The 24,734-nt window shown below is 64.7% G+C and carries 22 protein-coding genes; 9 read left to right on the top strand and 13 right to left on the bottom strand.

Annotated features, from left to right (window positions below; translation table 11 throughout):
* Positions 1-9: 9 nt before the first annotated feature.
* The 8 genes from LK542_RS07435 to LK542_RS07400 all read right to left on the bottom strand — a co-directional run bounded on the left by LK542_RS07435 (position 10) and on the right by LK542_RS07400 (position 11,813).
* Positions 10-1,119, bottom strand: a complete 1,110-nt coding sequence (locus LK542_RS07435) for a T6SS immunity protein Tli4 family protein (protein ID WP_227811398.1) — start codon at positions 1,117-1,119, stop codon at positions 10-12.
* A 110-nt stretch (positions 1,120-1,229) separates the two neighbouring features.
* Complete coding sequence (locus LK542_RS07430) at positions 1,230-2,936, bottom strand: T6SS immunity protein Tli4 family protein (protein ID WP_227811397.1); 1,707 nt, start codon at positions 2,934-2,936, stop codon at positions 1,230-1,232.
* Positions 2,933-4,675, bottom strand: a complete 1,743-nt coding sequence (locus tag LK542_RS07425) for a GPI inositol-deacylase (protein ID WP_227811396.1) — start codon at positions 4,673-4,675, stop codon at positions 2,933-2,935. Before LK542_RS07425 ends, LK542_RS07430 begins: the two co-directional genes overlap by 4 nt.
* Positions 4,676-4,690: 15 nt before the next feature.
* Positions 4,691-7,492, bottom strand: coding sequence for a type VI secretion system Vgr family protein (locus LK542_RS07420; RefSeq protein ID WP_227811395.1), 2,802 nt, complete (start codon positions 7,490-7,492; stop codon positions 4,691-4,693).
* Between the two features lie 195 nt (positions 7,493-7,687).
* Entirely contained in the window at positions 7,688-8,497 is an 810-nt protein-coding gene (locus LK542_RS07415) for a TatD family hydrolase (protein WP_227811394.1), read from the bottom strand.
* A gap of 5 nt (positions 8,498-8,502) precedes the next feature.
* The gene (gene lolD / locus LK542_RS07410; protein ID WP_227803137.1) at positions 8,503-9,198 is read right to left on the bottom strand and encodes a lipoprotein-releasing ABC transporter ATP-binding protein LolD; all 696 of its coding nucleotides are present in this window, start codon (positions 9,196-9,198) and stop codon (positions 8,503-8,505) included.
* A complete protein-coding gene (locus LK542_RS07405; protein WP_227811393.1) occupies positions 9,191-10,456 on the bottom strand; it encodes a lipoprotein-releasing ABC transporter permease subunit in 1,266 nt (421 codons plus the stop codon). Before LK542_RS07405 ends, lolD begins: the two co-directional genes overlap by 8 nt.
* An 82-nt stretch (positions 10,457-10,538) precedes the next feature.
* A complete protein-coding gene (locus tag LK542_RS07400; protein ID WP_227811392.1) occupies positions 10,539-11,813 on the bottom strand; it encodes a lipoprotein-releasing ABC transporter permease subunit in 1,275 nt (424 codons plus the stop codon).
* A 134-nt stretch (positions 11,814-11,947) separates the two neighbouring features.
* On the opposite strand from LK542_RS07400, the gene LK542_RS07395 reads away from it, so the two are divergent.
* Positions 11,948-12,964 carry a hypothetical protein gene (locus LK542_RS07395; RefSeq protein WP_227811391.1) on the top strand — a complete coding sequence of 339 codons (1,017 nt, stop codon included), beginning with the start codon at positions 11,948-11,950 and terminating at the stop codon, positions 12,962-12,964.
* A gap of 61 nt (positions 12,965-13,025) precedes the next feature.
* Complete coding sequence (gene recJ / locus LK542_RS07390; protein WP_227803191.1) at positions 13,026-14,675, top strand: single-stranded-DNA-specific exonuclease RecJ; 1,650 nt, start codon at positions 13,026-13,028, stop codon at positions 14,673-14,675.
* Positions 14,676-14,682: 7 nt separating this feature from the next.
* On the opposite strand, the gene LK542_RS07385 is transcribed toward recJ, so the two are convergent.
* Entirely contained in the window at positions 14,683-15,570 is an 888-nt protein-coding gene (locus LK542_RS07385) for a LysR substrate-binding domain-containing protein (RefSeq protein WP_227811390.1), read from the bottom strand.
* A 48-nt stretch (positions 15,571-15,618) separates the two neighbouring features.
* Between LK542_RS07385 and LK542_RS07380 the strand changes: the two genes are divergently transcribed.
* Complete coding sequence (locus LK542_RS07380) at positions 15,619-16,611, top strand: NADPH:quinone reductase (protein ID WP_227811389.1); 993 nt, start codon at positions 15,619-15,621, stop codon at positions 16,609-16,611.
* On the opposite strand, the gene LK542_RS07375 is transcribed toward LK542_RS07380, so the two are convergent.
* Positions 16,589-17,284 (bottom strand): DJ-1/PfpI family protein, encoded by a 696-nt coding sequence (locus LK542_RS07375; RefSeq protein ID WP_227811388.1) that lies wholly within the window; start codon positions 17,282-17,284, stop codon positions 16,589-16,591. The genes LK542_RS07380 and LK542_RS07375 overlap by 23 nt on opposite strands.
* An 84-nt stretch (positions 17,285-17,368) precedes the next feature.
* On the opposite strand from LK542_RS07375, the gene LK542_RS07370 reads away from it, so the two are divergent.
* Positions 17,369-18,337, top strand: a complete 969-nt coding sequence (locus LK542_RS07370; protein ID WP_227811387.1) for a GlxA family transcriptional regulator — start codon at positions 17,369-17,371, stop codon at positions 18,335-18,337.
* A 9-nt stretch (positions 18,338-18,346) separates the two neighbouring features.
* On the opposite strand, the gene LK542_RS07365 is transcribed toward LK542_RS07370, so the two are convergent.
* The gene (locus tag LK542_RS07365) at positions 18,347-18,778 is read right to left on the bottom strand and encodes a DUF4440 domain-containing protein (RefSeq protein ID WP_227811386.1); all 432 of its coding nucleotides are present in this window, start codon (positions 18,776-18,778) and stop codon (positions 18,347-18,349) included.
* A gap of 159 nt (positions 18,779-18,937) precedes the next feature.
* On the opposite strand from LK542_RS07365, the gene LK542_RS07360 reads away from it, so the two are divergent.
* From LK542_RS07360 to LK542_RS07350, 3 genes are read left to right on the top strand one after another with little or no spacing between them, the layout of a single operon-like run.
* Positions 18,938-19,375: an MbcA/ParS/Xre antitoxin family protein gene (locus LK542_RS07360; protein WP_227803146.1), complete on the top strand. Its 438-nt coding sequence runs from the start codon at positions 18,938-18,940 to the stop codon at positions 19,373-19,375.
* A gap of 2 nt (positions 19,376-19,377) precedes the next feature.
* Positions 19,378-20,058, top strand: coding sequence for an RES family NAD+ phosphorylase (locus LK542_RS07355; protein WP_227811385.1), 681 nt, complete (start codon positions 19,378-19,380; stop codon positions 20,056-20,058).
* 13 nt (positions 20,059-20,071) lie between these two features.
* Entirely contained in the window at positions 20,072-20,392 is a 321-nt protein-coding gene (locus LK542_RS07350; protein ID WP_227803148.1) for a DUF2288 domain-containing protein, read from the top strand.
* A 15-nt stretch (positions 20,393-20,407) separates the two neighbouring features.
* Here the strand turns inward: LK542_RS07350 and LK542_RS07345 are convergent, their stop codons facing one another.
* Both LK542_RS07345 and LK542_RS07340 read right to left on the bottom strand, forming a co-directional pair.
* Entirely contained in the window at positions 20,408-20,797 is a 390-nt protein-coding gene (locus LK542_RS07345; protein WP_227811384.1) for a tetratricopeptide repeat protein, read from the bottom strand.
* On the bottom strand, positions 20,794-22,755 hold the full coding sequence (locus LK542_RS07340; protein ID WP_227811383.1) for a bifunctional 2',3'-cyclic-nucleotide 2'-phosphodiesterase/3'-nucleotidase: 1,962 nt from the start codon (positions 22,753-22,755) through the stop codon (positions 20,794-20,796). Before LK542_RS07340 ends, LK542_RS07345 begins: the two co-directional genes overlap by 4 nt.
* A gap of 196 nt (positions 22,756-22,951) precedes the next feature.
* Between LK542_RS07340 and prfB the strand changes: the two genes are divergently transcribed.
* Both prfB and LK542_RS07330 read left to right on the top strand, forming a co-directional pair.
* A protein-coding gene (prfB, locus tag LK542_RS07335) for a peptide chain release factor 2 (protein ID WP_227803151.1) occupies positions 22,952-24,056 on the top strand; the annotation gives its coding sequence in 2 pieces (ribosomal slippage) (positions 22,952-23,032 and positions 23,034-24,056; 1,104 coding nt in all).
* A gap of 3 nt (positions 24,057-24,059) precedes the next feature.
* On the top strand, positions 24,060-24,722 hold the full coding sequence (locus LK542_RS07330; RefSeq protein ID WP_227811382.1) for an HAD family phosphatase: 663 nt from the start codon (positions 24,060-24,062) through the stop codon (positions 24,720-24,722).
* The last annotated feature ends 12 nt before the right edge of the window (positions 24,723-24,734 follow it).

The following is a 24,734-nucleotide window of genomic DNA, read 5'->3' as shown; positions in this document are numbered from 1 at the left end:
CGCTACACGCTATCTCGCAACGACTGATGCCGGCATTGATGTTCCACGCTGACTGTGATCGATTGGCCGAATCCGAATACTGGACGATATCTTGTCCCACAGACCTAGTGCTGCGCCGTTAGACAGCGAGGACGGAACGGGTTTCCGATCGCCGTTCCCGGTACTCATTCTGAATACAACGTGTGGGACAAAAACATTGTCTTCGGTCCCGTTAAGCTCCCACCAGAAACTGTGGCCACGTGTTTCATTTTCCTCTACCACCAGCTCCACCAGTTCCTCCCCGACCAAGCCACCAATGTTTCGCGGCGCGGCCCGCAACCTGGTAATACGCATGCGTTCGACTAACGACAGCCGACTGTCTGCAAGCTCGTTCCTTGCCAGGACGCCGTCCTTCTCGGGCTTGAGTCCTGCCGAGACAATAAACATGAACTCAATATCCGGATGATGTGGCAGACGGGCGAACATCATGATTTGTTCGCGTTGATCGGCACTGAGCAGGTCGCGGACATAGGCGCGGTCGATGCAGAATCCCGGTTCGGACGGGATACGGTTATCGGGGTTCGGCACCAGCTGGTTGACCAGCCTGGGCAAATCCTCGATCCACTCGATGTCCCGACCCTCCGAAAACAGATCAATGCTGATGCCACGGCCATGCACCAAGGCTTCGGTAGAAATGCCTTCATAACGATAGCGCTCTACGCCGCCAAGGCCGTTTCCACGAGTTCCCTCCTCCACCGTTCGGCTGTGGATGAATATCCGTCCAACAAGGCCACTGTCGGTCTTCACATCCGTCGCCGACTCCAGGTTCTTGTCGCCGCCGCGCCAGTCCGGCTTTGCCCTGACTTCTGCCTCCCGGTCGGCAATTCGCTTCTGGAACTCCCCCGCTGTTTCGTCGAATGCCGAAACATCGAAACCGTCGATCCTCGCCTGTCCCCACCCGATCTGAATTCCTTCAGGCATGTCGATCAGAAATCTGCCGACGCACACCGTCTTCATTCTTCCACTGATCCGTTCCACCTCTTGTTTTTCTCGCTCAGAACGCGCGTTCGCAGTCACAACTCCGGCTACGATGAATCCGGCCACCGCAACTGCAAGTCCGATCCGAAATGACGATCTCATGTCAGCTCCAAGTAGATCCGGGCCTGCAAACACTGGCGAAGTCGATAGTCATCGCGACAGGCCAAGGGTTCACGTCATCAGGGACGAGATCGGCGAGTCTCGCGTGGCGCTTAGACACTGCCCACCTGATCAGGCGCCTCGCCTAGTCGCATCAACCGCCACGCGCTACGGCGCTGAATTGCTTGCGGTGCGTTCGGTGCGTGACCGAAGATGCCTGGAGCGACTGCGAATGTTGCGGGTGGAAGCAGGCTGCCCTGAGCAAACCATCGGGTTCCATCCAGTGCATGCGATTCCTCGCAGCGCCACCAGCCACTTGCCGGGCATGGGCTACCAGTCGAGGAGAAGCTGCCTACTGCAACCTGTTGTCCGTCTGCGTCGTGGGTTTGAGAGACAATCATCGTTATGCCTGCCGCTACAGATGCCTTTGCAAGCGGCAGTGTTGGCGGCACTCTCTTACGTGCACGATTATCGACCAGTTTCCAGGCCGTTCGGCTCGACGATTCAGCTGTAGGTTGCAGCCCCCGCAATTTCTCCCAAAGGCTCTGCGGCAAAAGAAGCAAAGCCTGCGGCATGCGCTCGCCTTGCTTGATGTATTGGCGCTGACCGCCTAACACGCGTGTTCCGCTGCTACCATCGCTGCAGACCCACCACCCGCTGTGAGGACAGCGATCGCCGGCCCACGCTTGCATACCGAGACGCGATTCCGGCGTCACGGCATTGCCGGCTTCCTGTGCTTGTGTCGGACGCAAGCGAATGGTCGACGAAATCCTGTCCCATAGTCCCAGTGCCGCTTCTTCTGACATCGACGTTGGAACGGGGCCATTTTCGCTCTTGCCCGTGGCCATCTTAAAAACGATGTGCGGAACGAACACGTCGTCCTCTTTCCCGTTCACCTCCCACCAGAAGCTATAGACTTGAGCATCATTCGCTTCCACGCCTCGTTTGACCAGCTCTTCGCCGCTCAGACCGCCAATTGTGCGGGGCGCAGCCCGTATTCTGGTGATCCGCATCCTGTCGTTGAGCGAAAGTCGATCCTCTGCGTCGCTGCTCCTCTCGAGCAGTCCTTGCTCATCAGGCTTTTGTCCCGCCGCGAGGATCATCATGAACTCCACGTCTGGATGATCCGGCAGACGGGCGAACATCATGACCCGTTCGCCTTGATCCGCCAAAAGTGGGTCCAGAAAATGGGCCCGACCTATACAGAATCCTGACCCAAGCGGAACGCGGCCGTCCGGAATAGGTTCGAGTTTCGCGACCAGCTTTGGTAGATTGTCTATAAGGTCAGGATCGTAGTATTCCGACGCGAGATCAAAACTGACCCCATCAGCATGCACCAGGGCTTCGATAGCAATGCCCTCGTTTCGATACCGCTCGATCTCCAAACCCCTGGCACGTGTACCTTCGGTCACTTTACGACTGTGAGCAAATACCTTTCCGATGACGCCATGATCCGTTTTTACCTCCCGCACCAATTCGAGATTTCGATTGCCGCCTGTGTAGTCCGGCATCGCTTTAACCTGCGCCTCGCGGTCGGCAAGCCGCTTGTGAAACTCCTCGGTGGTCTCGTTGAACACAGCCATATCGAAACCGTCGATGTTAGGGCGGGCGAGCTCGATCTGGGCATCTGCGGGCATATCGATTAGGAATCTGCCCACACAAACGGTTTTCATTTTTCCGGTCATTTGCGCTACCTCGTCATGGCTCCGACGTGCCGTATCGCCTTCGATTACATTGCCGACGGCCCAGGTCATTATTAATCCGGCGCAAGTGATCCCGGCCAGCACTCTTGCCAGCCTGTCCTGGATCCACTTGTTCACGGTGACCCCTGGACGATTTTTACGATCAGTCGCAACGTCAGCATCACCATATCGTCGTCGTTATAGGAGCTTTGATGATCGTAGCCCTGAGTAGCAAATGCCTTTTTTACTTTGCTCGTCAAATCTGCTTCGCCGGACTGATGAGGAACAGTACCATCCCCTCTTGCGTCTTGTGGTTCAGGTTCAAACTGGAGCTCGGTCTTATTTTCGACAAGAACACGTCGTTGTCCGCGAGCGGTGCGACCAATAAAACGTGCTGATGCAATGTTGGCTGCGGTAAAGGCCGTTGCGGACGCGCCCTGTTGGTGCGCAACCAAGCTGATTTGTCCAAACGACAGTTTATTGCGGTCGTCGCCGTAGAAGGCGTAGGTATTTGGATGGTAAAAACTGCCCAAGGCGTCGTGAAATTTCTCGGCAGTAGCAATCGCGTTTTCGATTGCTTCTGTAATACCTCTCTTAAATCTCTTGTACTTTCCCGCAGGGTCCGCTATCGAAGGATCAATCAGTCGATACCAGGAGCTCGTATCGCGGTACAGATCGTAAGGGTTAGAGACCTTGCCGTTAGGTAGGTGCAGTACGTCGTACGGTACTGTCTTGTAGCGGATGATGTCGTCCTTGACACTGTGAGTTGGTGCGGCAACGGGCTTCAAGGACTTGAGGATCCTTACGTGAAGCCACGGTTGCGGATACCGTTGATTCGGCAGTAGCTCCAGCGCACCAGGGGAAACGGCCAATACTGGCGTAGTTTTCTGGGTCGTGTTGCCCAGGACCTTTGCCAGTCCGTTTGCAACCAGGTTCTCGAGTGGGTTATTGCTGGGGCTCGAGCTCTCGGTACCGAAGGCGAGCCGTCGATATGCCGCCGGGGCGCCCAGAACCGGCATTACACCATGGATCACCCCTGCAATCTTGTCGGGGATACGTTTCGCGCATGCACGTGCGACTAATCCCCCCATAGAGTGCGTAACCAGAATTACCTGTTCACAACTCCGCTTTGTTTGTTTCCACGAATCGATAATTTCGAGGATTCTCTGCTCCAGTCGCCTCGACGACTTCTCACAGTCATCGAGCCAGCAGTAGCCGACCGAATACACAGGAAAATAATGCTTTGCGTGATTTTCTAGATGGGGCTCAGTCAAAGGCTCGAACTCCCGCAGCCCCCATTTTTTTGGGTCGCAGTCGATCACCTCTTTCCAGTGCTGTTTGATTGAGCGCTTCTTTTTCCCATCGTCAAACTCGAACGTTTGATTCAGGCGCCTCTGCAGTGCCAGCAACAACTTTCCGTACGAATCGGCGTGCACCTCGCCCCAGCCACGGGCACGAACTTCTTGTTCGGTCAGGAGATACCCATCATCTGCGTCGGGTATGACGACGGCTCCACCATCGTCCACTTCAAGGGTCGGGGCATCGAACAGCAGCTGACGATCACGCGGCGAATGGCTATCCCAATCACTTGCGGCAAAAGCGCCATCGCGCATTCCATTAGGTGGACGCCAGACCGGCTCCCCTGGAGCCAACTTTGCGTTCCTTTCGTCTGGTAACCTGCCGAGCCGGGGCTTGCGCTTGGCTCTAAGGTTGGTACCCATCACTCCCGGCACCACAATCACGGGGATGATCGAATTCGGAGGCATGAGACCAAGGCCGCGTATCGTATATTCCGCCGAGGACATATACGAGTTTACTTCCCATCCGCCATGAGGCAAAGGGACGAGCGAAGGCAATGGCCTAGTCGGTTCACGCATGACGGTTCCGACAGCTTAATTAGACGACGGAAGAAGCTCGAAGCGCACCGGCCCCAGCTCATCGCTCTGCACCAGCGCAGTGCGCCCTTCTTCGTCGCTGGTGCCCTGGACGGTACGGCCGTCGCTGAGATGGGCAATGTAATTTTGATATGGAATCGGTTCGCGCGTTTGGAGATGGCGCAGGACAACTCTTTCTGTTGTCTTCAAGGTACTCTTTGCAAACTCGGGGTTGGTGGGATCACCACCACCCGCGCCTCCCCGCACCAGGCTACTCGCCTTGATCGTATGCTCGGCGGAGCTTTGCTGGGTGATGGTACCGTTCGCCCATTCCGTTTGCGCACCCTGGGAGATGATGCGGACATTAGGCGCCTCAATATGGATCGCTTCCGCCGAGATCAGGCTGATCTTGCCCGAGGATTTGATTTCGACCGCCCCCTGGTGGGCCTCGAGCAGGATATTCCCCTTGCCTGCCACGAGCTTTACCCCGAGCGCCTGGGCAAAGGCGCTGATTCCCCGCGCCGCGCGCAGGAAGATGTTGCGGCCGGCCGAGGTGCGGGCGTCGCCGCCGCTGACCACATCCAGCTGGGTCTCGGAGCCGAGCGCCACGTTGTCCTGGCTGGCGACCACGATGCCGGCCGGCGCCGTTACCGCCACGATCGGCTCGCCACCCTTGTCCCCGGGGGCGACGTTGGTGCCCCCGTCCCAGCGCCGCAGCTTGTCCGACAGCTCGGCCAGGCGCTGGCCGCCCGGCTCGTCGTCCGTGTGCTGTTCGGCGAGCTTGGCCACTTCGTCCGCAATGCTTTGCATCAAGTCCGCCAGGCCGACCAGGCCGGCGCGGGCCAAGTGGGTGCCCTGGCCGGCGCCCAACGGCTCCGCGGTGAGCAGCACACCCTGCTTCCCACGGATCGCCACCGTCTGGTCGCTGCGCAGCTCCGCGCCCTCCCCCCGCGGCTCGGCCGTTCCGTTGGCTTTCGGCTGGCTCAGCCAGCCCAGGTTGAGCTGGGCGGCGCCGTGGTCGCTCGCCAGCTGAGCGCTGATCTCGCCGCGGGTGTCGTCGAAGCGCAGCTGGTTGCCGCGGGCGCCGCCGATTTCGCGGGTGCGGGTGCCGGACAGGTAGCGGTTGCCGGGCAGTGCGCCCGCGCTGCTCAGCGCCGGCGGCTCGCCGCGCTGGTTGAAGACCTGGGACAGGACCACCGGCCGGTCCGGGTCGCCACCCAGGAAAGCCACCAGGACTTCACTGCCGACACGCGGCAGCGACAGCGTGCCGCACTGCTGGCCCGATCCGGGGCCGTTGCCGGCCCAGTTGGAGGCGACCCGTACCCAGGCCGAGTCGGCCGGGGTGTCGGAAGCGCCGGCGCCGTGCGCATGCTTGTGGTCGGCCACGCGCATGCCGGGGAAGCGGATTTTCACCCGTCCCAGTGCGTCGCAATGCACTTCCTCGCCCGGCGGGCCGGTGACGATGGCGGTTTGCAGCTCCGGGTGCGGCAGGTCGATGCGCGCATCAAAAGCCGGCACCAGCGGGATGCCGCGGCGCACGCAATCGAAGCGCATTTTTACCCGCACGCCGTCGCCCCCCACCGGGTGCTCGTTCGGCGCCAGCATGGCCCCCTGCGGGCTGTACGGGCCCAGCAGGCGGCGCACGCGCGCCGACAGGTCGGCCGGCAGGTTGTTCTCGGCTTCCAGCCAGACGGCCGTGACGACGAAGTCGCGCTCCGCTTCCGGGTGGGTGTCGATCTCGGGGTGGCCCGACAGGGTGAAGTATTCACCGGCGCACAGGTCGCGCACGCTGCCTTCGCCGTGGAAGCACTTGGTGTCGAACTCGTGGCGGTTCATGCGCACCTGGCCCAGGCGCCAATGGTCTTCGACGTCGTTGCCGGCATGGGGCAGCTCGACCAGGTAGTCGTCGAGCGTGGCCGCCAGCGCGTTGCCGCTGCGGCCCTGGTCGGCCATGCTACGCGCGGTGGTGGTCATGTGCTGGGTGCCGGAAGGGTTGCGGTAGTCCCAGCTGTGGCGGGTGATGCTGCCCGGCTGCAGGCGGCGGGCGGCGCACCACGATACAACCGTGTCGCGCTCCTCGGTGGCATCGATGCGGTGGTAGCGCACGGTGCCGGCGGCGCTGCGCGGCAGCGAGGCCGGGTCCGAAAACAGCACCATCGTGTGCGAGGGGGTGTCGTCGGATTCCTGCTCGGCGGCGCCGGCGCGGGCGCGGCCCGGGCGGAAGGTCCAGGCGATCCCACGCCGCTTGAGCAGGCGGCGCACGAACGCGGCGTCGGACTCGTTGTACTGCATGGTCTGTTCGCGCGGCGGATACAGGCGCATGTCGAACAGCGGATCGAGCTCGTAGTCGAAGGCGCTGGCCATGACGCTGTTGGAGTGGCGCCATTCGTCGAACAGCACCTGCACGATCTCGAGTTCGTTCTGGTAGCGGAACACGCGGCTGTTGACGCGCTTTTCCATGATCGCCAGGGCGTCGCGCAGCACCAGCTGGTAGACGGCCAGGCCGCCGTCGTGGTCGCCGGCGCGGGCCTCGGCCACGATGCCGCAGATGCCGCGCAGCTGGCCGCGGTCGGTCACCATCTGCAGTTCGGCCGGGAGGGCGATGAGTTCCTTGAGCGGCAGGCGCGGCGTATCGGCGACGCAGGTGACGATGTACTCGAAACCGCCGCACACCGATTCCTGGCCCTGCACGCGCTGCGGCAGCAGGAGTTCGTCGGCCAGGTGGTCGGCATGGCCCAGGCGCAGTCGGATCGGCCGGTGGGCGGTGGTCAGCGATTTCTCGTGCCGTAGCATCCGCAGGAATTCGCTCGCGCTGTCCAAGTCACTCTCCGTCGTGTCGTTGCTGCGGTCGCAGCGAAGAGTGCATCTTGGCAGAACGGAATAGTTGCAGCCTTGTCTTGCCTCAGCGCTGCAAACGAACTAAACCGGATAGCCACGGTCGCGGGTGCACGATGCGCGCCCATTGCTACCACGCGGCGCAAGCTCTGCTACTTTACTAATTAGCTATTTGATTGGTTATTTGTCTAGTGCCTGCCTGGCTGCCAGGCGCGGAATCGCGGCCAGCGTATTCCGGTGAACGGCCGCGCGTACCTCGTCGAGCTCGACACCGCGCAGCCCAGCGAGGGCGCCGCCGATGGCCGGCAGCTGGTCGGGACTGTTGCGTCCCGGGTGGATCCAGGACGGCGCGATGTCCGGCGCATCGGTCTCCAGCACGATGACGGACAAGGGCAGCTCGGTGGCCAGGCGCCGGATCTGCAGCGCGCGGGTAAAGGTCATGGCGCCGCCGAAGCCCAGGTGAAAACCCAGGTCGATGAAATTCTGCGCCTGCTGGAAGCTGCCGTTGAAGGCGTGGGCGATGCCGGCGGCCGGGCGAATCTGGCGCAGATGCTTGAGCACCTGGTCCTGCGAGCGGCGCACATGCATAAACACCGGCAGGTCGAAGTCGCGCGCGATGCGCAGCTGTTCGCGCAGGAAGCGTTCCTGTTTAGCGCGCATCTCGGGTTCGCACAGCAGCGGAATGAAGAAGTCGAGCCCGATCTCGCCGACACCGACAAAGTTCGGGTCAGCCAGCGCCGCCTCCACCGCGCCGCGCAGCAGCGCCAGGTCGTCGTCACGCGCCTGCGGCACGCAGATCGGGTGGATGCCGAGGGCATAGGTCACGTTCGGCGCGCGTGCGGCCAGACTGGAGACTGCCTCAAAATTGCCGACGTCGACCGCCATCGCCACGATGGTCGACACCCCTGCCCCCGCCGCCTGGGCGGCGACGTCCAGCGACCCGGCGCCGAATTCGGCGGCGTCGAGGTGGCAGTGGGTGTCGATCCACATCGTGCTCAGGCCTCCACTGCCTGCAGACCGTGCTCGGTCAGCCGGAACACGCGGTCGCAGCGGCGCGCCAGCTCCATGTCGTGGGTAACGATGACGAAGGCGGTGCCGAGGGTGCGCGACAGCTCGAGCATCAGGTCGAAGATGGTCTGCGCGGTGCTGTGGTCGAGGTTCCCGGTCGGTTCGTCCGCCAGCACGCAGGCCGGTTGGGTGACCAGGGCGCGCGCCAGTGCCACGCGCTGGCGTTCGCCGCCGGACAGCTCGCCCGGACGGTGCACCACGCGCTTGCCCAGGCCGACGCGGCCCAGGATCGCCTCCGCCTTCTTCAAGGCCGCCTCACGCGCCTCGCGCCGGATCATCAAGGGCATCATGACGTTGTCGAGGGCCGAGAATTCCGGCAGCAGGTGGTGGAACTGGTAGACGAAGCCGAGCGATGAGTTGCGCTGCTCGCCGCGCCGGGTCTCGGACAGGGTGGCGAAGTCTTCGCCCAGCAGCGTCACGGAACCGGTGGACGGCGTGTCGAGCCCGCCCAGCAGGTGCAGCAGGGTCGACTTGCCGGAACCGGACGCGCCGACGATGGCGACCCGCTCGCCGCGGTGGATGGCGAAGTCGATGCCGTCCAGGACCTTGACGGTGTAGTCGCCCTGCTTGAAGGTCTTGCCCAGGCCGCGGCAGGACAGGACCGGAAGGGTTGAATCATTCATAACGCAGCGCCTCCGCAGGTTTTACGCGCGACGCCGACCAGCTCGGGTACAGGGTCGCAGCAAACGCCAGCAGCACGGACACGCCGCCGATCTTGAACACGTCCGGCCAGCGCAGGTCGGATGGCACCGCGCTGATCAGGTAAATATCTTTCGACAAGAACTGCACTCCCAACAAACGTTCGATAAACGGGACGATGACGTCGATGTTCAGGGCCACCAGCACGCCCCCGCCGACACCGATTGCGGTGCCGAGGATGCCGACCAGCGCGCCCTGCACCATGAAGATCTTCTGGATCGAGCGCGGCGAGGCGCCCAGGGTGCGCAGGATCGCGATGTCGGCCTGCTTGTCGGTCACCGTCATCACCAGGGTCGACACCAGGTTGAAGGCGGCCACCGCGATGATCAGGGTGAGGATGATGAACATCATCTTCTTTTCCGTCTGTACGGCGCCGAACCAGGTGGCGTTGAGCTTGGACCAGTCGCGCATTTCCAGGTTGCCGGGCATGGCACGCTTCAGTTCCGCCGCCACCACGGGCGCCTGGTGCATGTCGGCGATGCGCAGGCGCAGGCCCATCGGCGCCGGCAGGCGTTCCATGCGCTGCGCATCCTCCACGTGGATAAAGGAGAGCGCGGCGTCGAACTCCGGGTGGCCGGCCTCGAAGATGCCGGACACCGTGAAGCTGCGGCTGCGCGGCAGCAGGCCGGCCGGCGTGACCTGGCCCTGGGCCAGCAGCATGGTGAGCTTGTCGCCCATGCCGACGTTGAGCGAGCGCGCCAGAGAGTAGCCGAGCACGATGTTGTAGGCGCCCGGCTGCAGCGAATCGAGGCTGCCCTGCCGGATCTGTTTCGCGATGTCCGACACTTTTGGTTCTTCCGACGGCAGGATGCCGCGGATGACCGAAGGCGCCATCACGCCCTGCCCCTCCAGCAGCCCCTGGGTTTCGACGAAAGGCGCGGCGCCTCGCACCGCGGGGTTCCTGAGCGCCTGCTGCCCGGCCGCACGCCAGTCCGGCATGCTCCCGGACTGGTCGAACACCTCGATATGGGCCAGCACCGACAGCATGCGGTCGGTGACTTCCTTCTGGAAGCCGTTCATCACCGACAGGACGATGATCAGGGCGGCCACGCCCAGCGCGATGCCGGCGACGGAGATCAGGGAGATGAAGGAAATGAAGCTGTTGCGGCCACTACGCTTGCCGGCGCGCGTGTAGCGCAGGCCGACCAGCCATTCGTAGGGTAGATTCTGGGTGAGTCTCATGGTCTCCGTCGATGTTACGCGAGGCCGCAGTGTGCCATACATGGGCAGGCTGCGCTTATCACAATGGAATCATTCATGCGCATCATTCGTACCTGAGCGCTTCGGCCGGCTTCACCCGCGCGGCCGACCAGCTCGGGTACAGGGTCGCAAGAAAAGCCAGCAGCACGGCCACGCCACCGATCCAGCCGACGTCGCCCCAGCGCAGCTGCGAAGGAATCTCGCTGATCAGGTAGATCTCCTGCGACAGGAACTGCACCTTGAAGGTCCGCTCGATGAAGGGCACGATGTGGTCGATGTTCAGGGCCACCAGCACGCCCGTGCCCACGCCCAGGGCGGCGCCCAGCACGCCGACCAGGGTGCCCTGGACCATGAAGATGGTCATGATCGAGCGCGGTGAAGCGCCCAGGGTGCGCAGGATGGCGATGTCGGATTGCTTGTCGCGCACCGTCATCACCAGGGTCGAGACCAGGTTGAAGGCGGCCACCGCCACGATCATGGTGAGAATGATGAACATCATGCGCTTTTGCGATTCAACCGCGGCGAACCAGAGCGCGTTCACCTTGGACCAGTCGCGGATGTACAGCTCGCCCGACATGCTGCGCTGCAGTTCCGCCGCCACGCGCGGCGCCGCGTGCATGTCGGCCAGGCGCAGGCGGATGCCGGCCGGCGCCGCCACGCCCGCCAGCGCCTGGGTGTCCTCGATGCTGGCGAAGGCCAGCGCGGAATCGAACTCGAAGTGACCCGCTTCGAAGATGCCGGCCACGGTCAGGGGACGGGTGCGCGGCAGTGCGCTGCCGGAGGCGCTGCCCGCCACCGGGGTGGACGCCATCAGCAGCGTGACCCGGTCGCCCACGCCGACGTCGAGCGACCTGGCCAGCGCGCGCCCGATCACGATGTTGAAGCTGCCCGGCTGCAGGGCGTCGAAGCGCCCTTCGCGCATGTGTTTCGCGACATCCGACACCTTGACCTCTTCGGCGGGCGCGATCCCGCGCAGCAGCACCGGCTTCATGACGCCGTCGCTGAGCAGCATGGCGCGGGTCTCGGCAAACGGCGCGGCGGCACGCACCTCCGGGTTGCGCAGCGCTTCCTGAATCGAAGTGCGCCATCCCGGCATCTCGCCGCGCACGTCGAATACCTCGACGTGGGCCAGCACCGACAGCATGCGCGCTGTTACTTCTTTCTGGAAGCCGTTCATCACCGACAGCACCACGATCAGGGCGGCCACGCCGAGCGCAATGCCGGCTACCGAGGCCATCGAAATGAAGGAAATAAAGCTGTTGCGCCCGCTGCGCTTGCCGGCGCGGGTGTAGCGCAGGCCGACCTGCCATTCGTAAGGCAGCTTGTGGGTGAGGCTCATGAAGTCGGTAAAGATGCGTTATGGGTTTGCCAACCCGACAGTTTGCCAGACATCGGGCTTTCATGGCGCAAAAACGACGAACCCGTCCGCTGCACGACCGTTCGCTCGGTCCGTATTTGCCCTAAAATAGCGGTATGTCGCACATTACGCTCGTCCTGCCCCACCTGCTGCCGCTCCCCGAATTCGCGCCCGACCTGGTCCGCGCCCTGCAGACCCCGGCGCTGGCCGCCCTGCTCACCCGCACGAGCGGCAACAAGCGCCACCCTGCTCCCGACACGGCGCGTGCGCTCCCGCACGAGCAGTGGCTGGCGCGCACGCTCGGCGTGGCGCCCGACGGCCAGCCGGCCTTTGCCGCCGGCGCGATGCGCGGCTTCGGGCTCGATCCTGACGGCGGCACCTGGTACATCGTCAATCCGGCCCATATCCAGATCGCGCGCAGCCACTCGATGATGGCCGATCTGCGCCAGCTGGGCTTAAGCGAAGATGAAAGCCGCCAGCTGTTCGAGGCGGCGCGGCCGCTGTGCGAAGAGATTGGCCATCCGCTGCGCTACGGCGACGCGACCACCTGGTTCCTGCGCGCCGACGACTGGGACGGCATCGACGCCGCCACTCCCGACACCGTCACCGGCATGGACCTGACCGACTTCGTCCCGCGCGGCAAGCAGGCGCTTCCCTTGCGCCGCCTGCAGAACGAAGTGCAGATGCTGTGGCACGCCCATCCGGTGAACGCCGCCCGCGAAGCGCGCCGCCTGCCCGCCATCAACTCGTTCTGGCTGTGGGGTGCGTCCTCAAGCGCCGGCACGGCCCCGGGACGCGTTACCGGCATCGACGTGCCCGGCTGGCTGCGCGGCCTGTCGGACCATAGCTACGCGCGTCCCGAGCGTATCGACGAAGTGCTGGCGCAGGATGGCCTGGTGGTGGTCGGCACGCTGGCCGCGAGCGCGATCGCCGCCGACTGGGGCAGCTGGCTGCAGGGGGTCCAGCAGCTGGAAGAGAGCCTGTTCGCGCCGCTGCATGCGGCGCTGGTGGGCGGCCGCGTGAAGGAGCTGCGCCTTGTGCTCAGCAGCCGCGAAGCCCTTGCCGAATTCACCACGACCGCCATGGCCCAGCGCAAATTCTGGCGCCGGCCGACCCTGGACCGACTTAGCTGAGCACACTTTGAGTATCACGACCCGCATCACCACCCGTTCCTGCCCCTTCCGCAGCTCCGAGATGCTGCGCCAGGGCGGGATCCACCCGGTCCTCGCGCGCATCTACGCCGCGCGCGGCCTCACCGACCCGCGCGAGCTCTCCAGCGAGCTGGCGGCCCTGGTGCCGCCCGGCTCATTGCGTCACATCGACGCGGCCGCCGTGTTCCTGGCCGACGCCATTGGCGCGAACAAGCGCATGACCATCGTCGCCGACTACGACTGCGACGGCGCCACCGCCTGCGCGGTCGCCCTGCGCGGCCTGCGCATGATGGGCGCGAACGTCGACTACATCGTGCCCAACCGCTTCGAGTACGGCTATGGCCTGACGCCCGAGATCGTCGAGCTGACGGCGCGCGAAAAGTCGCCCGACATCATCATCACGGTCGATAACGGCATTGCCAGCATCGACGGCGTCCTGGAAGCGAACCGGCGCGGCATCGAAGTGGTGGTGACCGACCACCACCTGCCGGGCGACGCATTGCCGCCGGCGCGCGTGATCGTCAACCCGAACCAGCCCGAGTGCGGCTTCCCCAGCAAGCACCTGGCCGGCGTCGGCGTGGTGTTCTACGTGCTGCTGGCCCTGCGCGCGGAGCTGCGCAAGCGTGGCGTGTTCGACGCCCAGAACCAGCCCAAGCTCGACAGCCTGCTCGACCTGGTGGCGCTCGGCACGGTGGCCGACGTGGTGCGCCTGGATACCAACAACCGCATCCTGGTGGCCCAGGGCATCAAGCGCATGCGCGCGGGCCGCATGCATGCCGGCGTGGCCGCACTGTTCCGGGTCGCCGGGCGCGAAGCGCGCTGCGCCTCGCCCTTCGACCTCGGCTTTGCGCTGGGACCGCGCCTGAACGCCGCCGGCCGGCTGGAAGACATGTCGCTCGGGATCGAGTGCCTCGTTACCGACGACGTCGGCCGCGCCTGGGCCATCGCCCAGCAGCTCAACGAGATCAACCTCAAGCGCCGCGAGATCGAAGCCGAGATGCAGGACACCGCCCTGCTGCACCTGGACAGTTTCGAGCCTTCGGGCGCCAGCACCATCAGCGTGTTCGACGAAGGCTGGCACCAGGGCGTGATCGGTATCGTCGCCTCGCGCCTGAAGGAAAAGTTCTACCGCCCGACCATCACCTTCGCGCCGGGCAGCGAAGGCTGGATCAAGGGTTCGGGCCGTTCGATCCCGGGCTTTCACATGCGCGACGCGCTCGACCTGGTGTCCAAGCGCGTGCCGGGCCTGATCGACAAGTTCGGCGGCCACGCAATGGCGGCCGGCCTGACCATCCGCGCCGACCACTTCGGCAACTTCCAGCAAGCCTTCGAGGCAGTCGGCCAGGCCTGGCTGACGCAGGCGCAGCTGGAGCGCATCATCGAGACCGACGGCCCGCTCGAGGACGAGTTCTACTCGACCCAGTTCATCGAAGAGATGGACGGCCAGGTATGGGGCCAGGGCTTCGCGCCGCCCGTGTTCTGCGACGAGTTCCGCGTGGTCAGCCAGCGCATCCTGAAGGAACGCCACCTCAAGCTGCTGCTGGAGAAGAACGGCCGCCGCTACGATGCGATCTGGTTCGGCCACACCGACAGCCTGCCGGAACGGGCGCGCGTCGCGTTCCGGCTGGACGCCAACGAGTACAACGGCGTCACCAAGGTCCAGCTGCTGGTGGAGCACGCCGAACCGGCCTGACGCCGGATCAGGCTCCCCCCAGCGCCGCCTCCAGCGCGGTTTCGATCCGCCGACGCACCAGCTGGATCAGGGCGTTCTCGCGCTGCGCGCCATGGAACACCAGGTACACCGGCTTTTCCAGCGTCGGTGTGCCGGGCAGCGCAAGCAGGCCGCCGTGCAGGCGCGCCAGGTAGTCCGGCAGCAGTCCGCGGGCGCCGCCGCTGCGCACGCTCTCGTACTGGGCCACCAGGCTGTTGCTGCGCAAGGCTGGTTCCTGGTCCGGATAGTGGGTGCGTAGATAGTGCGATTCCGGCAGCAGCCCGGCCGCACGGTCGTACCCGGTGAGCGGCAGCTGCGCCGGTTCGGCTACCCCGGACGCCGCATACATCGCATAGCGCAGCGGCGCAAGCGACACGGCAACCAGGTTGCCGTCTTCCGGACGGGCCAGCCGGACCGCGAGGTCGGCCTCCTTGTGGCTGATGCTCAGGACCGCCGACGTCGCCTGCAGTTCGATCCGCAGGTTCGGATGTTCGCACTGCAGCTGTGCCAGCGCCGGCGCCAGCACGAATGCGGAAATCCCTTCCGGCGCCGTCACCCGCACCAGCCCCGCCAGCCCGCCGACAGGCGCCCGCTGGCCGAGGCCGGCCACCAGTTCGTTCATCTCGTGGGCGGTCGCCACCACCTGGCGCGCCGCTTCCGTCAGGTTCACCGCGCCCTGCCGCTCCTCCACCAGCGGATAGCCGAGCGCTTCCTCGAGGCGGCGCATGCGGCGCGCGACCGTCACCCGCGTCAGGCCAAGCGCCCGGGCAGTGGCGGAATAGCTGCCATTGCGCGCCAGGGTCGACAGGGTCAGGAGGTCGTCCCACGACAGCGATCTTTTTTGTACGGCACTGTCCATTTTCTTGCGTTGGTCCACGCGGCTGTCCTTCCTACAATAGGCCGGTCACATGCGAGGGAGAATCGGATGAAAGCTGTAGTGTATCGGAACATGGGAGAGGCGCAGGCGGTGCTCGATCTGGTCGAGCTGCCCACGCCCGCGCCCGGGCCGGGCGAAGTGCGCGTGCGCGTTGCCTATTCAGGCGTCAATCCGTCGGACACCAAGGCCAGGGGCGGCGTGTCGCTTGCCGCCATGCCCTACCCTTACGTGGTCCCGCACAGCGACGGCAGCGGCGTCGTGGACGCGATCGGACCTGGGGCCGACCGCAGCCTGCTGGGACAGCGGGTGTGGTTCTTCAATGCGCAATGGCTGCGCCAGCACGGATCGGCCGCGGACTACGTCTGCCTGCCGGAGCAGCTGGTGCGCCCGCTGCCCGATCATGTCGGCCTGCTCGATGCTGCCGGGATCGGCATTCCGCTGCTGACGGCCTGGCACGCGGTACACGGCTACACCGACGTCTGGAACAGGACCGTGCTGGTCACGGGCGGCGCGGGCAATGTCGGCCTGCATGCGATCCAGCTCGCCAGGCGCGCCGGCGCCCGGGTGCTCGCCACCGCCAGTTCCGCCGCCAAGGCAGGCCTGGCGCGCGCGGCGGGCGCACACGACGTGTTCGCCTATGACGACCCTGCAGTGCTGGCCGCACGGGTCAAGGACGCCAGCGGCGGCAAGGGCGCCGATTTGCTCGTCGACGTCGATGCTGCCTTCTATGCCCCGCTCTATCCCCAGCTGCTGGCCGAAGGCGGCAGCGCCGTCGTCTACGGCTCGCGCGCGCCCGATATCCGGCTCGACTACCGCGGCATGATGCGGGTAGCCGGCAGTGTCAGCCACTTCCTGGTCTACAAGCTGGGCGGTGTTGCGCTGGCCCAGGCACTACAGGGGGTCGACACGCTGCTCGACAGCGGCGGCCACCATTTCGCGCCCGCCACCGTCTTTGCCGGCAGCGATGCGGCGCTGGCGCACGTTTTTGTCGAGCAGGCGCAGCCAGGCAAGGCTCTGCTCAGCTTCCTGCCCGAAGACTGAACGAGGCCGCTGCGACGGCCCGCTCGGCCGCCTGCATGCGCGGCGCCAGCCGTTCCTGGTAAGCGGCGACCCGCGCCGCGCCCGCGCGCGCCGGACTGCCGCAATCGAAAGGCGGCTGTGGATCGTACTCGAAGCCCAGCTGCAGCATTCTGGCCGTTTCCTCTCCGGCCAGCTCAGCCGCCAACGCCAATGCAAAGTCGATCCCGGCTGTCACGCCGCCGCCCGAAATGCGGTTGCGGTCGCGCACGATGCGCTCGTCGCCTGGGATCGCCCCGAAGGCAGGAAGGTAGTGGCGCCAGTTCCAGTGACAGGCCGAGCGGTAGCCCTGCAGCAGCCCGGCTGCACCGAGCACCAGCGAACCATTGCAGACCGAGGTGACGTAGCGCGCCGCGGCGGCTTGACGGCGCAGGAAATCCAGCGTCTCGCTATCGCCCAGCAGGTCGACGATCCCGAAGCCGCCCGGCACGCACAGTACGTCGAGCTGCGGGGAGTCGTCGAAGGCAGTGGTCGGGTTGATGCTGAAGCCGGCGTCGGTCATGACCGGCGCCGTGTCTTTCCACAGCAGGTGGACGCTGGCGCCGGGCACCCGACTGAGGATCTGGACGGGACCGGTCAGGTCCAGTTGGGTCACTTGGGGGAACAGCAGCATGCCGATGTGGCAGGTTTCATTCATGGCGATCTCCATGGGGTAAGTCGAGCCGCCATTCTAGGGAGCGATCGCTTGGCAGAAATGCCATTGTCTGGTTAAATCCTGCCAATGCACCCACTCCGCCAGATTGCCCTGATTGCCTTCGATGGCGTCCAGGCCCTCGACGTCACCGGTCCTGCCAGCGTCTTCTCAGCGGCCAACGAGGCCGCAGGCCACCCCAGCTACCAGATTCACATTCTTTCGCCGCGCGGCGGCGCGGTCGCCTCGGGCAGCGGCGTCAGGCTGCTGACCGAAGCGATTGGCGAACTAGACCCCGGCTCCTTCGACACGGTCCTGATCGCGGGCGGGAACAAGGCGGGTCTCTCCTCGCTGGCGCGCGATGCCCGCTTCGCCGACTGGATGGCGCGCGCCTGCGCCAGGTCACGCCGCTACGGTTCGGTGTGTACCGGCGCCTTCGCCCTCGCCCACCTGGGCCTGGTCACCCGCCAGCGCGTCGCCACCCACTGGGAGGGAACGGAACTGCTCGCCCGCGCCTACCCGGCCCTGACGGTGGATCCGGACGCGCTCTACGTGGAAGACGGCAAGGTATGGACCTCGGCCGGCATCACTACCGGCATCGACATGTGCATGGCGCTGGTGGCGCGCGACCTGGGCGAAGCGGTGGCCAATAGCGTGGCCAGGATGCTGGTGGTGTATGCGCGGCGGCCCGGCTACCAGTCGCAGTTCAGTCCCGTGTTGGGTGCGCAGTCGAAGGCCACGCATGGCTTCGCGGCGCTGCTGGACTGGATCGGCGAGCGCCTGGACCAGCCGCTCGAAGTCAGCCTGCTGGCCGACCGTGCCGGCATGTCGGCGCGCAGTTTTCATCGCAAGTTCCTGGACGCCACCGGGCAAACGCCGGCGCATTTCATCGAAACGATGCGCCTGGACCGCGCCCGCGCGCTGCTGCCAAGCGTCGCTTCACTCAAGGAAATCGCTGCCAGGTGCGGCTATGCGACGGCCGGGCAGATGTCGAAGGCTTTCGTCCGCCGCTATGGCGTGAGTCCAGCCCTGTTTCGCGAGATGCACGGCCAGGCTTGACGCGGCAGCTTATTTTTTCTGCTGCGGCGGGCCGAAGTCCGAGCCGCGGTCGAACACCACTTCCCACTGTCCCGGCGCCTTCAGGCGCCAGACCGAATTGAAGCGGCCGATGCGCTGTCCTTGCGCGTTGTAGATCGGACCGCCGCTATAGGCCAGCGTGCCCGAATCCACCACTTCGACCTCTTCCGGCTCCCACGAGAACGGCGCCTGCGGCTTGTCGTAGAACTGGCGCCAGCCCCTGGCGATCGCCCCTTTGCCGCGCAGCGGCCCCTCGGCCCCGAAGAAGATCGCTTCGTCCGCGATGTAGCGGGTGAAGCCGTCGAAATCGCGCGCCTTCATGGTGGCGGCGAATCCACGTTCGGCTTCGATGACCTGTTTTTTGAGCTCGGCGTTCGTTTCCCTGGCCGAACTGCCTGTGCTGACCAGTGCCGCGATCAGCATGAGAGATGTGGAAAGCAAACCTTGGCGCATCCGAAAACCTCCCTAAGCCTTTTCTATATGGAAAGATTAACGATTCTGTCATGGGTCAACACGACTGACAACCGGTAGTTGCAATCGGTCCGGAATCGGAGTATAAAGGCTCCAATTACGGAGAACACCATGAGCCTAGCCTACTCCTACCCCAAGAGCCGCTTCGAGCCGGCGGTGCTGGTCGACCTGAATTCACGGTCCGAGCGCGAGCGCCTGTCGCGTTCGGCCCTGCTGGGCTTTTTCAAGCTGGCCGCAAGCTGGCAGTTGCGCGACGACGATGCGCGCGAGCTGCTCGGCGGCCTCTCGTCCTCGTCCTGGTACGACTGGAAGAAGAATCCCGACCGCGTGCTAGAAGTCGACCGCATTACGCGCGTTTCCTACCTGCTGGGGATTTATAAAGCCCTGCACATCCTGTACGGCGACAAGCTCGCCGACGAATGGATCCACCTGCCGAACACCAACCAGGTCTTCGGCGGCCGCACGCCGCTGGCCTACATGCTGGGCGGCGGCCTGATCGCCATGCAAACGGTGCGCAAGCTCTTGGATGCACGCCGCGGAGGTCTCTGATCTTGCCGCTGCATAAACTCACCCAGCTGCGCCAGTACGACACCTGCCGCCTGATCCCCTCGCGCTTTGCCGATGTCGAGGATTCCGTGCTGGCGCCGCTGGCAGACAACGACCGCATCCTGCGCGACCTGTTCGACCTCGACAACGCCACCAATGAGCGCCTGCGCGGCGAATCCGGCCTGCTGCCCGGGATCGGCATGGACGAACTGGTGTTCGGCGTGCCCAACTTCCGCATCATCAATGCCGCCTTCACCTATGCGCGCCCGGAAGGCAGCCGCTTCAATGACGGCGAACGGGGCGCCTGGTATTGCGCCTTCGCGGCCGAGACGGCCCTCGCCGAGGTCATCTTCCACAAGACGGTCGAGTACGCCGAGATCGCCCGCTTCGACGACAGCGTCAGCTACCAGATGCTGCTGGCCGACTTCAGCGCAGGCTTCCACGACCTGCGCGGAAAGGACGCCTATCAAGGCTGCCTCGACCCAAGCAGCTACCTTGCGTCGCAGGCGCTGGCCGCCGAGCTGCTCGAGCATGGCTCGATGGGCGTGATCTATCCGAGCGTGCGCGACCCCGGCGGCACCTGCCTCGCCTGCTTCCGGCCCGCACTGGTGGGCAATGTGCGCAAGGCGCAGACCTATCGGTTAACATGGGCGGGCTCGCCGCAACCGGCGGTCGAGATCATCTAGATTGTAGAAACGTATGAAGACGAATCCCGAGAAAGACACCGAACTGCACGACAAGATCAACCGCGAGACCGGCCGCATCCAGTGGAGCGAACTGTCCCGCCATTTCGCCAGCGGCTCGGTGATCTATGTGAGCGAGGAACTGGACCTGATCGACGTGGCCCTGCGCATCGCGCACGACGACAAGGAAAGCATCACGAAGTGGATGGCGGCGGGCAGCGTGGCCAAGGTCAGCGACCTGCAGGCGCAGACCTGGACGGAATCCGATGCCACGCTATGGGCGTCGGTGGTGAGCCCGTTCGTGCTGGTGCAGCCGGAGAAGAAGCAGCTGCACTAAAGTAGCGGCCTGGCTTTAGCGCTTGAGCTCACCCCGGTGGGTGAGCGCATGCGCCGCCCTCCGGAAATACTGCCCCGCCTTCTCCGGATCCTTTTCCATCATCCCCAGCTGCTGCCAGGCCTCCGGATAATCCTGCTCGGTCGCCGCCTCGAGCCAGCGTCTGGCGGCCGCTTCGTCCTTCGGCACCCCATCCCCTTCCAGCAGCATGTTCGCCAGCAGGAACATCGCCTCGGGCATGCCGCGCGCCGCGGCGACGCCGAGCCAGTGCGCGGCCAGTGAAGGGTTCCCATTGTCGCGGTAAGTCAGCGCGCGGCGCAGCGCCAGGTCGCCCTCCTCGCCATGCTGGGCCAGGGCCGGCTGGATCATCAGCAAAGCGGCCAGCGCAGCCGCCAGCAAGCGCTTCATTTCGACAGGTCGATTGCGTACAGCGCCATGCCCTTGCCGCGGCCGTCGTCGGCGGCCACCTGGCTGACGTTGTGCAGGCCCGCGTCGTGCGCGAGTTCGACCATGCCCGGCGCCGACGAGAACACCACGGGGCCGGCGGTCTTGACCGGCACGAAACGCCAGCTGCGGTTGGAAGCATTGGCGACACGGGTCAGGCGCTTGGCTGCGCGCACGTAGGCGATCATGACGTCGCGGTTGTTGTCGGGCGACGCAATCACGGTCTTGCTGCCGTCCAGGCCCGGGAAGTGGCCGCCGCCGCTGGCGCGGTAGTTATTCGTCGCGACCAGGAATTCCTGGCCTGGCTCCACCGGCTTGCCGCGCCATGACAGGTTGCGGATACGCTCGCCCGGCGCGCGCGTCACGTCGATCTCGTAGCGCACGTCCGGCGAGGTAATCGTGTCGAAGTTATAGCTCGGCACGGCCAGGTTCACCAGCTGTTGCGGCTCCGCCTTTGCCGGGTCGATGGTGTTGAAACGCTGGGCCGCCTTTTCCAGCCAGGCTTTCAACTGGGCGCCGTTCACCTTCACGGCATACAGCGCATTCGGGTAGAGGTACAGATCGGCCGCATTGTTCAGGGCCAGATCGCCCGCCTTCGCGTCCGTGTAGTCGCTCGGGCCGGCCACGCCGCTCTTGAAGGGCGCCGTCACGGACAGCACCGGCAGGTCCTTGTACTGCGGCAGGTTGGTGGCGACAAAGGCGCGCACGTACTCGGTCTGCGCCTGGTTCACGGTCTGCAATGCCGAGATGTCGCCCACGTCGGCGAAGTAGCTCGACATGCGGAACTCGGTCGAGCCGACCGGAGTCTTCACATAACGGATGGTCGCTTCGTGCTCATCCTTCACCAACGCCATGACGGCCGGATCGGCCTCGACGTACGCCTTGGCGCCGGTCTGCGCCGCGCGCGCCTCGACGAGGGTCTTGTCGCGCTCCACCATCCAGCGCTTGCCGTCATGCTTCAGGTGCAGCTGAACAACGCCCAGGTGCTTGCCCCACAGGTTGGCCATCACGGTCGGCACGCCGTGCACCAGGCCCCTGGCCTTGTCCACGCCCGGCAGGTTGAACTGCGGCGCCGTGCTGTCCTTGCTGGGGAAGAGCTGGTGCGAGTGGCCGAGCAGCATGGCGTCGATGTCCGGCACCTGGGCGAGGTACCAGTTGGCGTTTTCCATGGCCGGCGTGTAGGGGCTGGCGTCCAGGCCGCCGTGCGAGATCGCGATGACCAGGTCGGCGCCCTTCCTGCGCATCTCGGGCACGTACTTCTGCGCCGCCTCGCGGATGCCGGTGGTGTACACGCGGCCGTCGAGCCAGCGCTTGTCCCATTCCATGATGGTGGGTGGCGTGAAACCGATGATCCCGACGCGCACCACGGTTTTCACCGGTTTGCCCGCGGCGTCGAGCGCATCGACCTGCTTGTCGATGATGGCGTAGGGAGAAAACAGCGGCTGCTTCGTCTGCGCGCTGTAGACGTTGGCCAGCACCATCGGGAAGGCCGGGCCGGCGCACTTCTTCGGCTGCTCGACACCCTTGACCTGGAAACGGCTGCCGGTCACCTGGTTCAGGTAGGCCAGGCCATAATTGAATTCGTGGTTACCGACGCCGGCGCCATCGAACTTCAGGCCGTTCATGATCTTGTAGATGCCGAGCGTTTCGCCGCAGCCCAGCGGCTTCACCTGCGCCTGGTAATCCGCCAGCGCGTTGCCCTGGATGGTGTCGCCATTGTCGAGCAGGAGCGTGTTCGGGAATTCCTTGCGCGCCTGGTGGATCAGGGTGGCGGTGCGGTCCAGGCCATGCGAGGGTTCGGGCGCCAGCTTGTAGTAGTCATAGCCGACCACGTTCGAATGCAGGTCGGTCGTCTCCAGCACCGCCAGCAGGGCCGTGGTGCCAGCCCTGGGGGCCTTGGCTGCGAGGACGGGGCTGCTCATGAGCACGGGGACGAGCGCGATGCAGAATTTGCAAGAAAAGCGAGGGGCCATGACGAATCCGGAGTACAAAACCGGTCGATGATAAGGCAGCAAGAAGGGGCGAAGCAAGCAGACAGCCCGCGCCAAGCGATTCCGATCGCGCCTTGGGGTATAATCTAGGGTTCGATTCAACCTATTCAGAAGACTGCCAAAGACCATGGAAGCTGAACGCATCAACGCCATTTCCGCCCTGCTGAACGACCTGACCAGCCGTGAAGCCGAACTTCGGAGGTATCTTTGACTTCGATCGCAAGTCAGAGAAACTAGAACAGGTCAACCAGGAGCTCGAGGACCCGACCATCTGGAATGACCAGAAACGGGCCCAGGACCTCGGCAAGGAAAAGAAAGCGCTGGAAGGCGTCGTGCTGACGCTCGAGAAAGCGAAGACCGACCTGGCCGACGCCACCGACCTGTTCGAGATGGCAAAGGAAGAAGGCGACCACGGCACGCTGGAATCGATCGGCAGCGACGCCGAAGAAATCCAGAAGACCATCGAAGCGATGGAATTCCGCCGCATGTTCAGCAACCCGATGGACCATGCGAACTGCTTCATCGACATCCAGGCCGGCGCCGGCGGCACCGAAGCCCAGGACTGGGCCTCGATGCTGCTGCGCCAGTACCTGCGCTACTGCGAACGCAAGGGTTTCAAGGCCGAGATCCTGGAACAGTCCGAAGGTGAAGTTGCGGGCATCAAGACCGCCACCATCAAGGTCGATGGCGAGTATGCCTATGGCCACCTGCGCACCGAGACCGGCGTGCACCGCCTGGTGCGCAAGTCGCCGTTCGACTCGGCCAACGGACGCCACACCTCGTTCACCTCGCTGTTCGTGTACCCGGAAGTCGACGATTCGATCGAAATCGAAATCAACCCGGCCGACGTGCGCATCGATACCTACCGCGCCTCGGGTGCGGGTGGCCAGCACATCAACAAGACCGACTCCGCGGTGCGCCTGACGCACGGCCCGTCGGGCATTGTGGTGCAGTGCCAGAACGACCGCTCGCAGCACCGCAACAAGGCCGAGGCCTGGGACATGCTGCGTGCGAAGCTGTACGAACTCGAACTGCGTAACCGCATGAGCGAGCAGCAGAAACTGGAAGACTCCAAGACCGACGTCGGCTGGGGCCACCAGATCCGCTCCTACGTGCTGGACCAGTCGCGCATCAAGGACCTGCGTACCGGCTTTGAGACCGGCAACACCAAGAACGTGCTGGACGGCGACCTGGACGACTTCATCTCGGCCTCGCTCAAGCAGGGCGTATAAGCGATGACGACAATCCCACGTGCCTTCCTGTTCGACATGGACGGCACCATCGTCGACAACATGGCCTTCCACACCGACTCGTGGATCACCTTCTTCGAGCGCCGTGGGCAGGCCATCGACCCGGACGAATTCTTCCGGGCGACGGCTGGCCGCCAGGGCGGCGAGATCATCCGCAGCTACCTGGGGGCGAACCTGCTCGATGACGAGGTCGCGGCGCTGAACCACGAGAAGGAATCGGTCTACCGCGAGCTGTACGCGCCGCACCGCAAGACGGTCGACGGCTTCGACAGGCTGATCGCGCAGGCGAAAGCGAACGGCGTCAAGCTGGCCGTCGGCACCGCGGCGCCGCCGGCCAACGTCGAGTTCACCCTCGACGGCCTGGACCTGCGCAAGCACTTCGACGCCATCGTCGGCGCTACCGATGTTGCGCGCGGCAAGCCGCACCCGGACGTGTTCCTGAAAGCGGCCGAGCTGTGCGGCGTGGCGCCCGAACACTGCATCGTGTTCGAAGACGCACCGCTGGGCGTGGAAGCGGCGCGCCGCGCCGGCATGCGCTGCGTGGTCCTGACAACCACCCTGCCGCGCGACGCGTTTACCGCGTTCGACAACGTCATCGCCATCGTGCGCGACTTCTCCGAACTGAAGGCCGAACTGCTGTTCGCCTGAACCAAACAAGAA

The sequence above is a fragment of the Massilia sp. IC2-477 genome (assembly GCF_020707265.1).
Lineage (GTDB): Bacteria > Pseudomonadota > Gammaproteobacteria > Burkholderiales > Burkholderiaceae_D > Telluria.
Note: the sequence above shows the minus strand (reverse complement) of the source record. Positions and strands in the feature narration are given on the sequence as shown.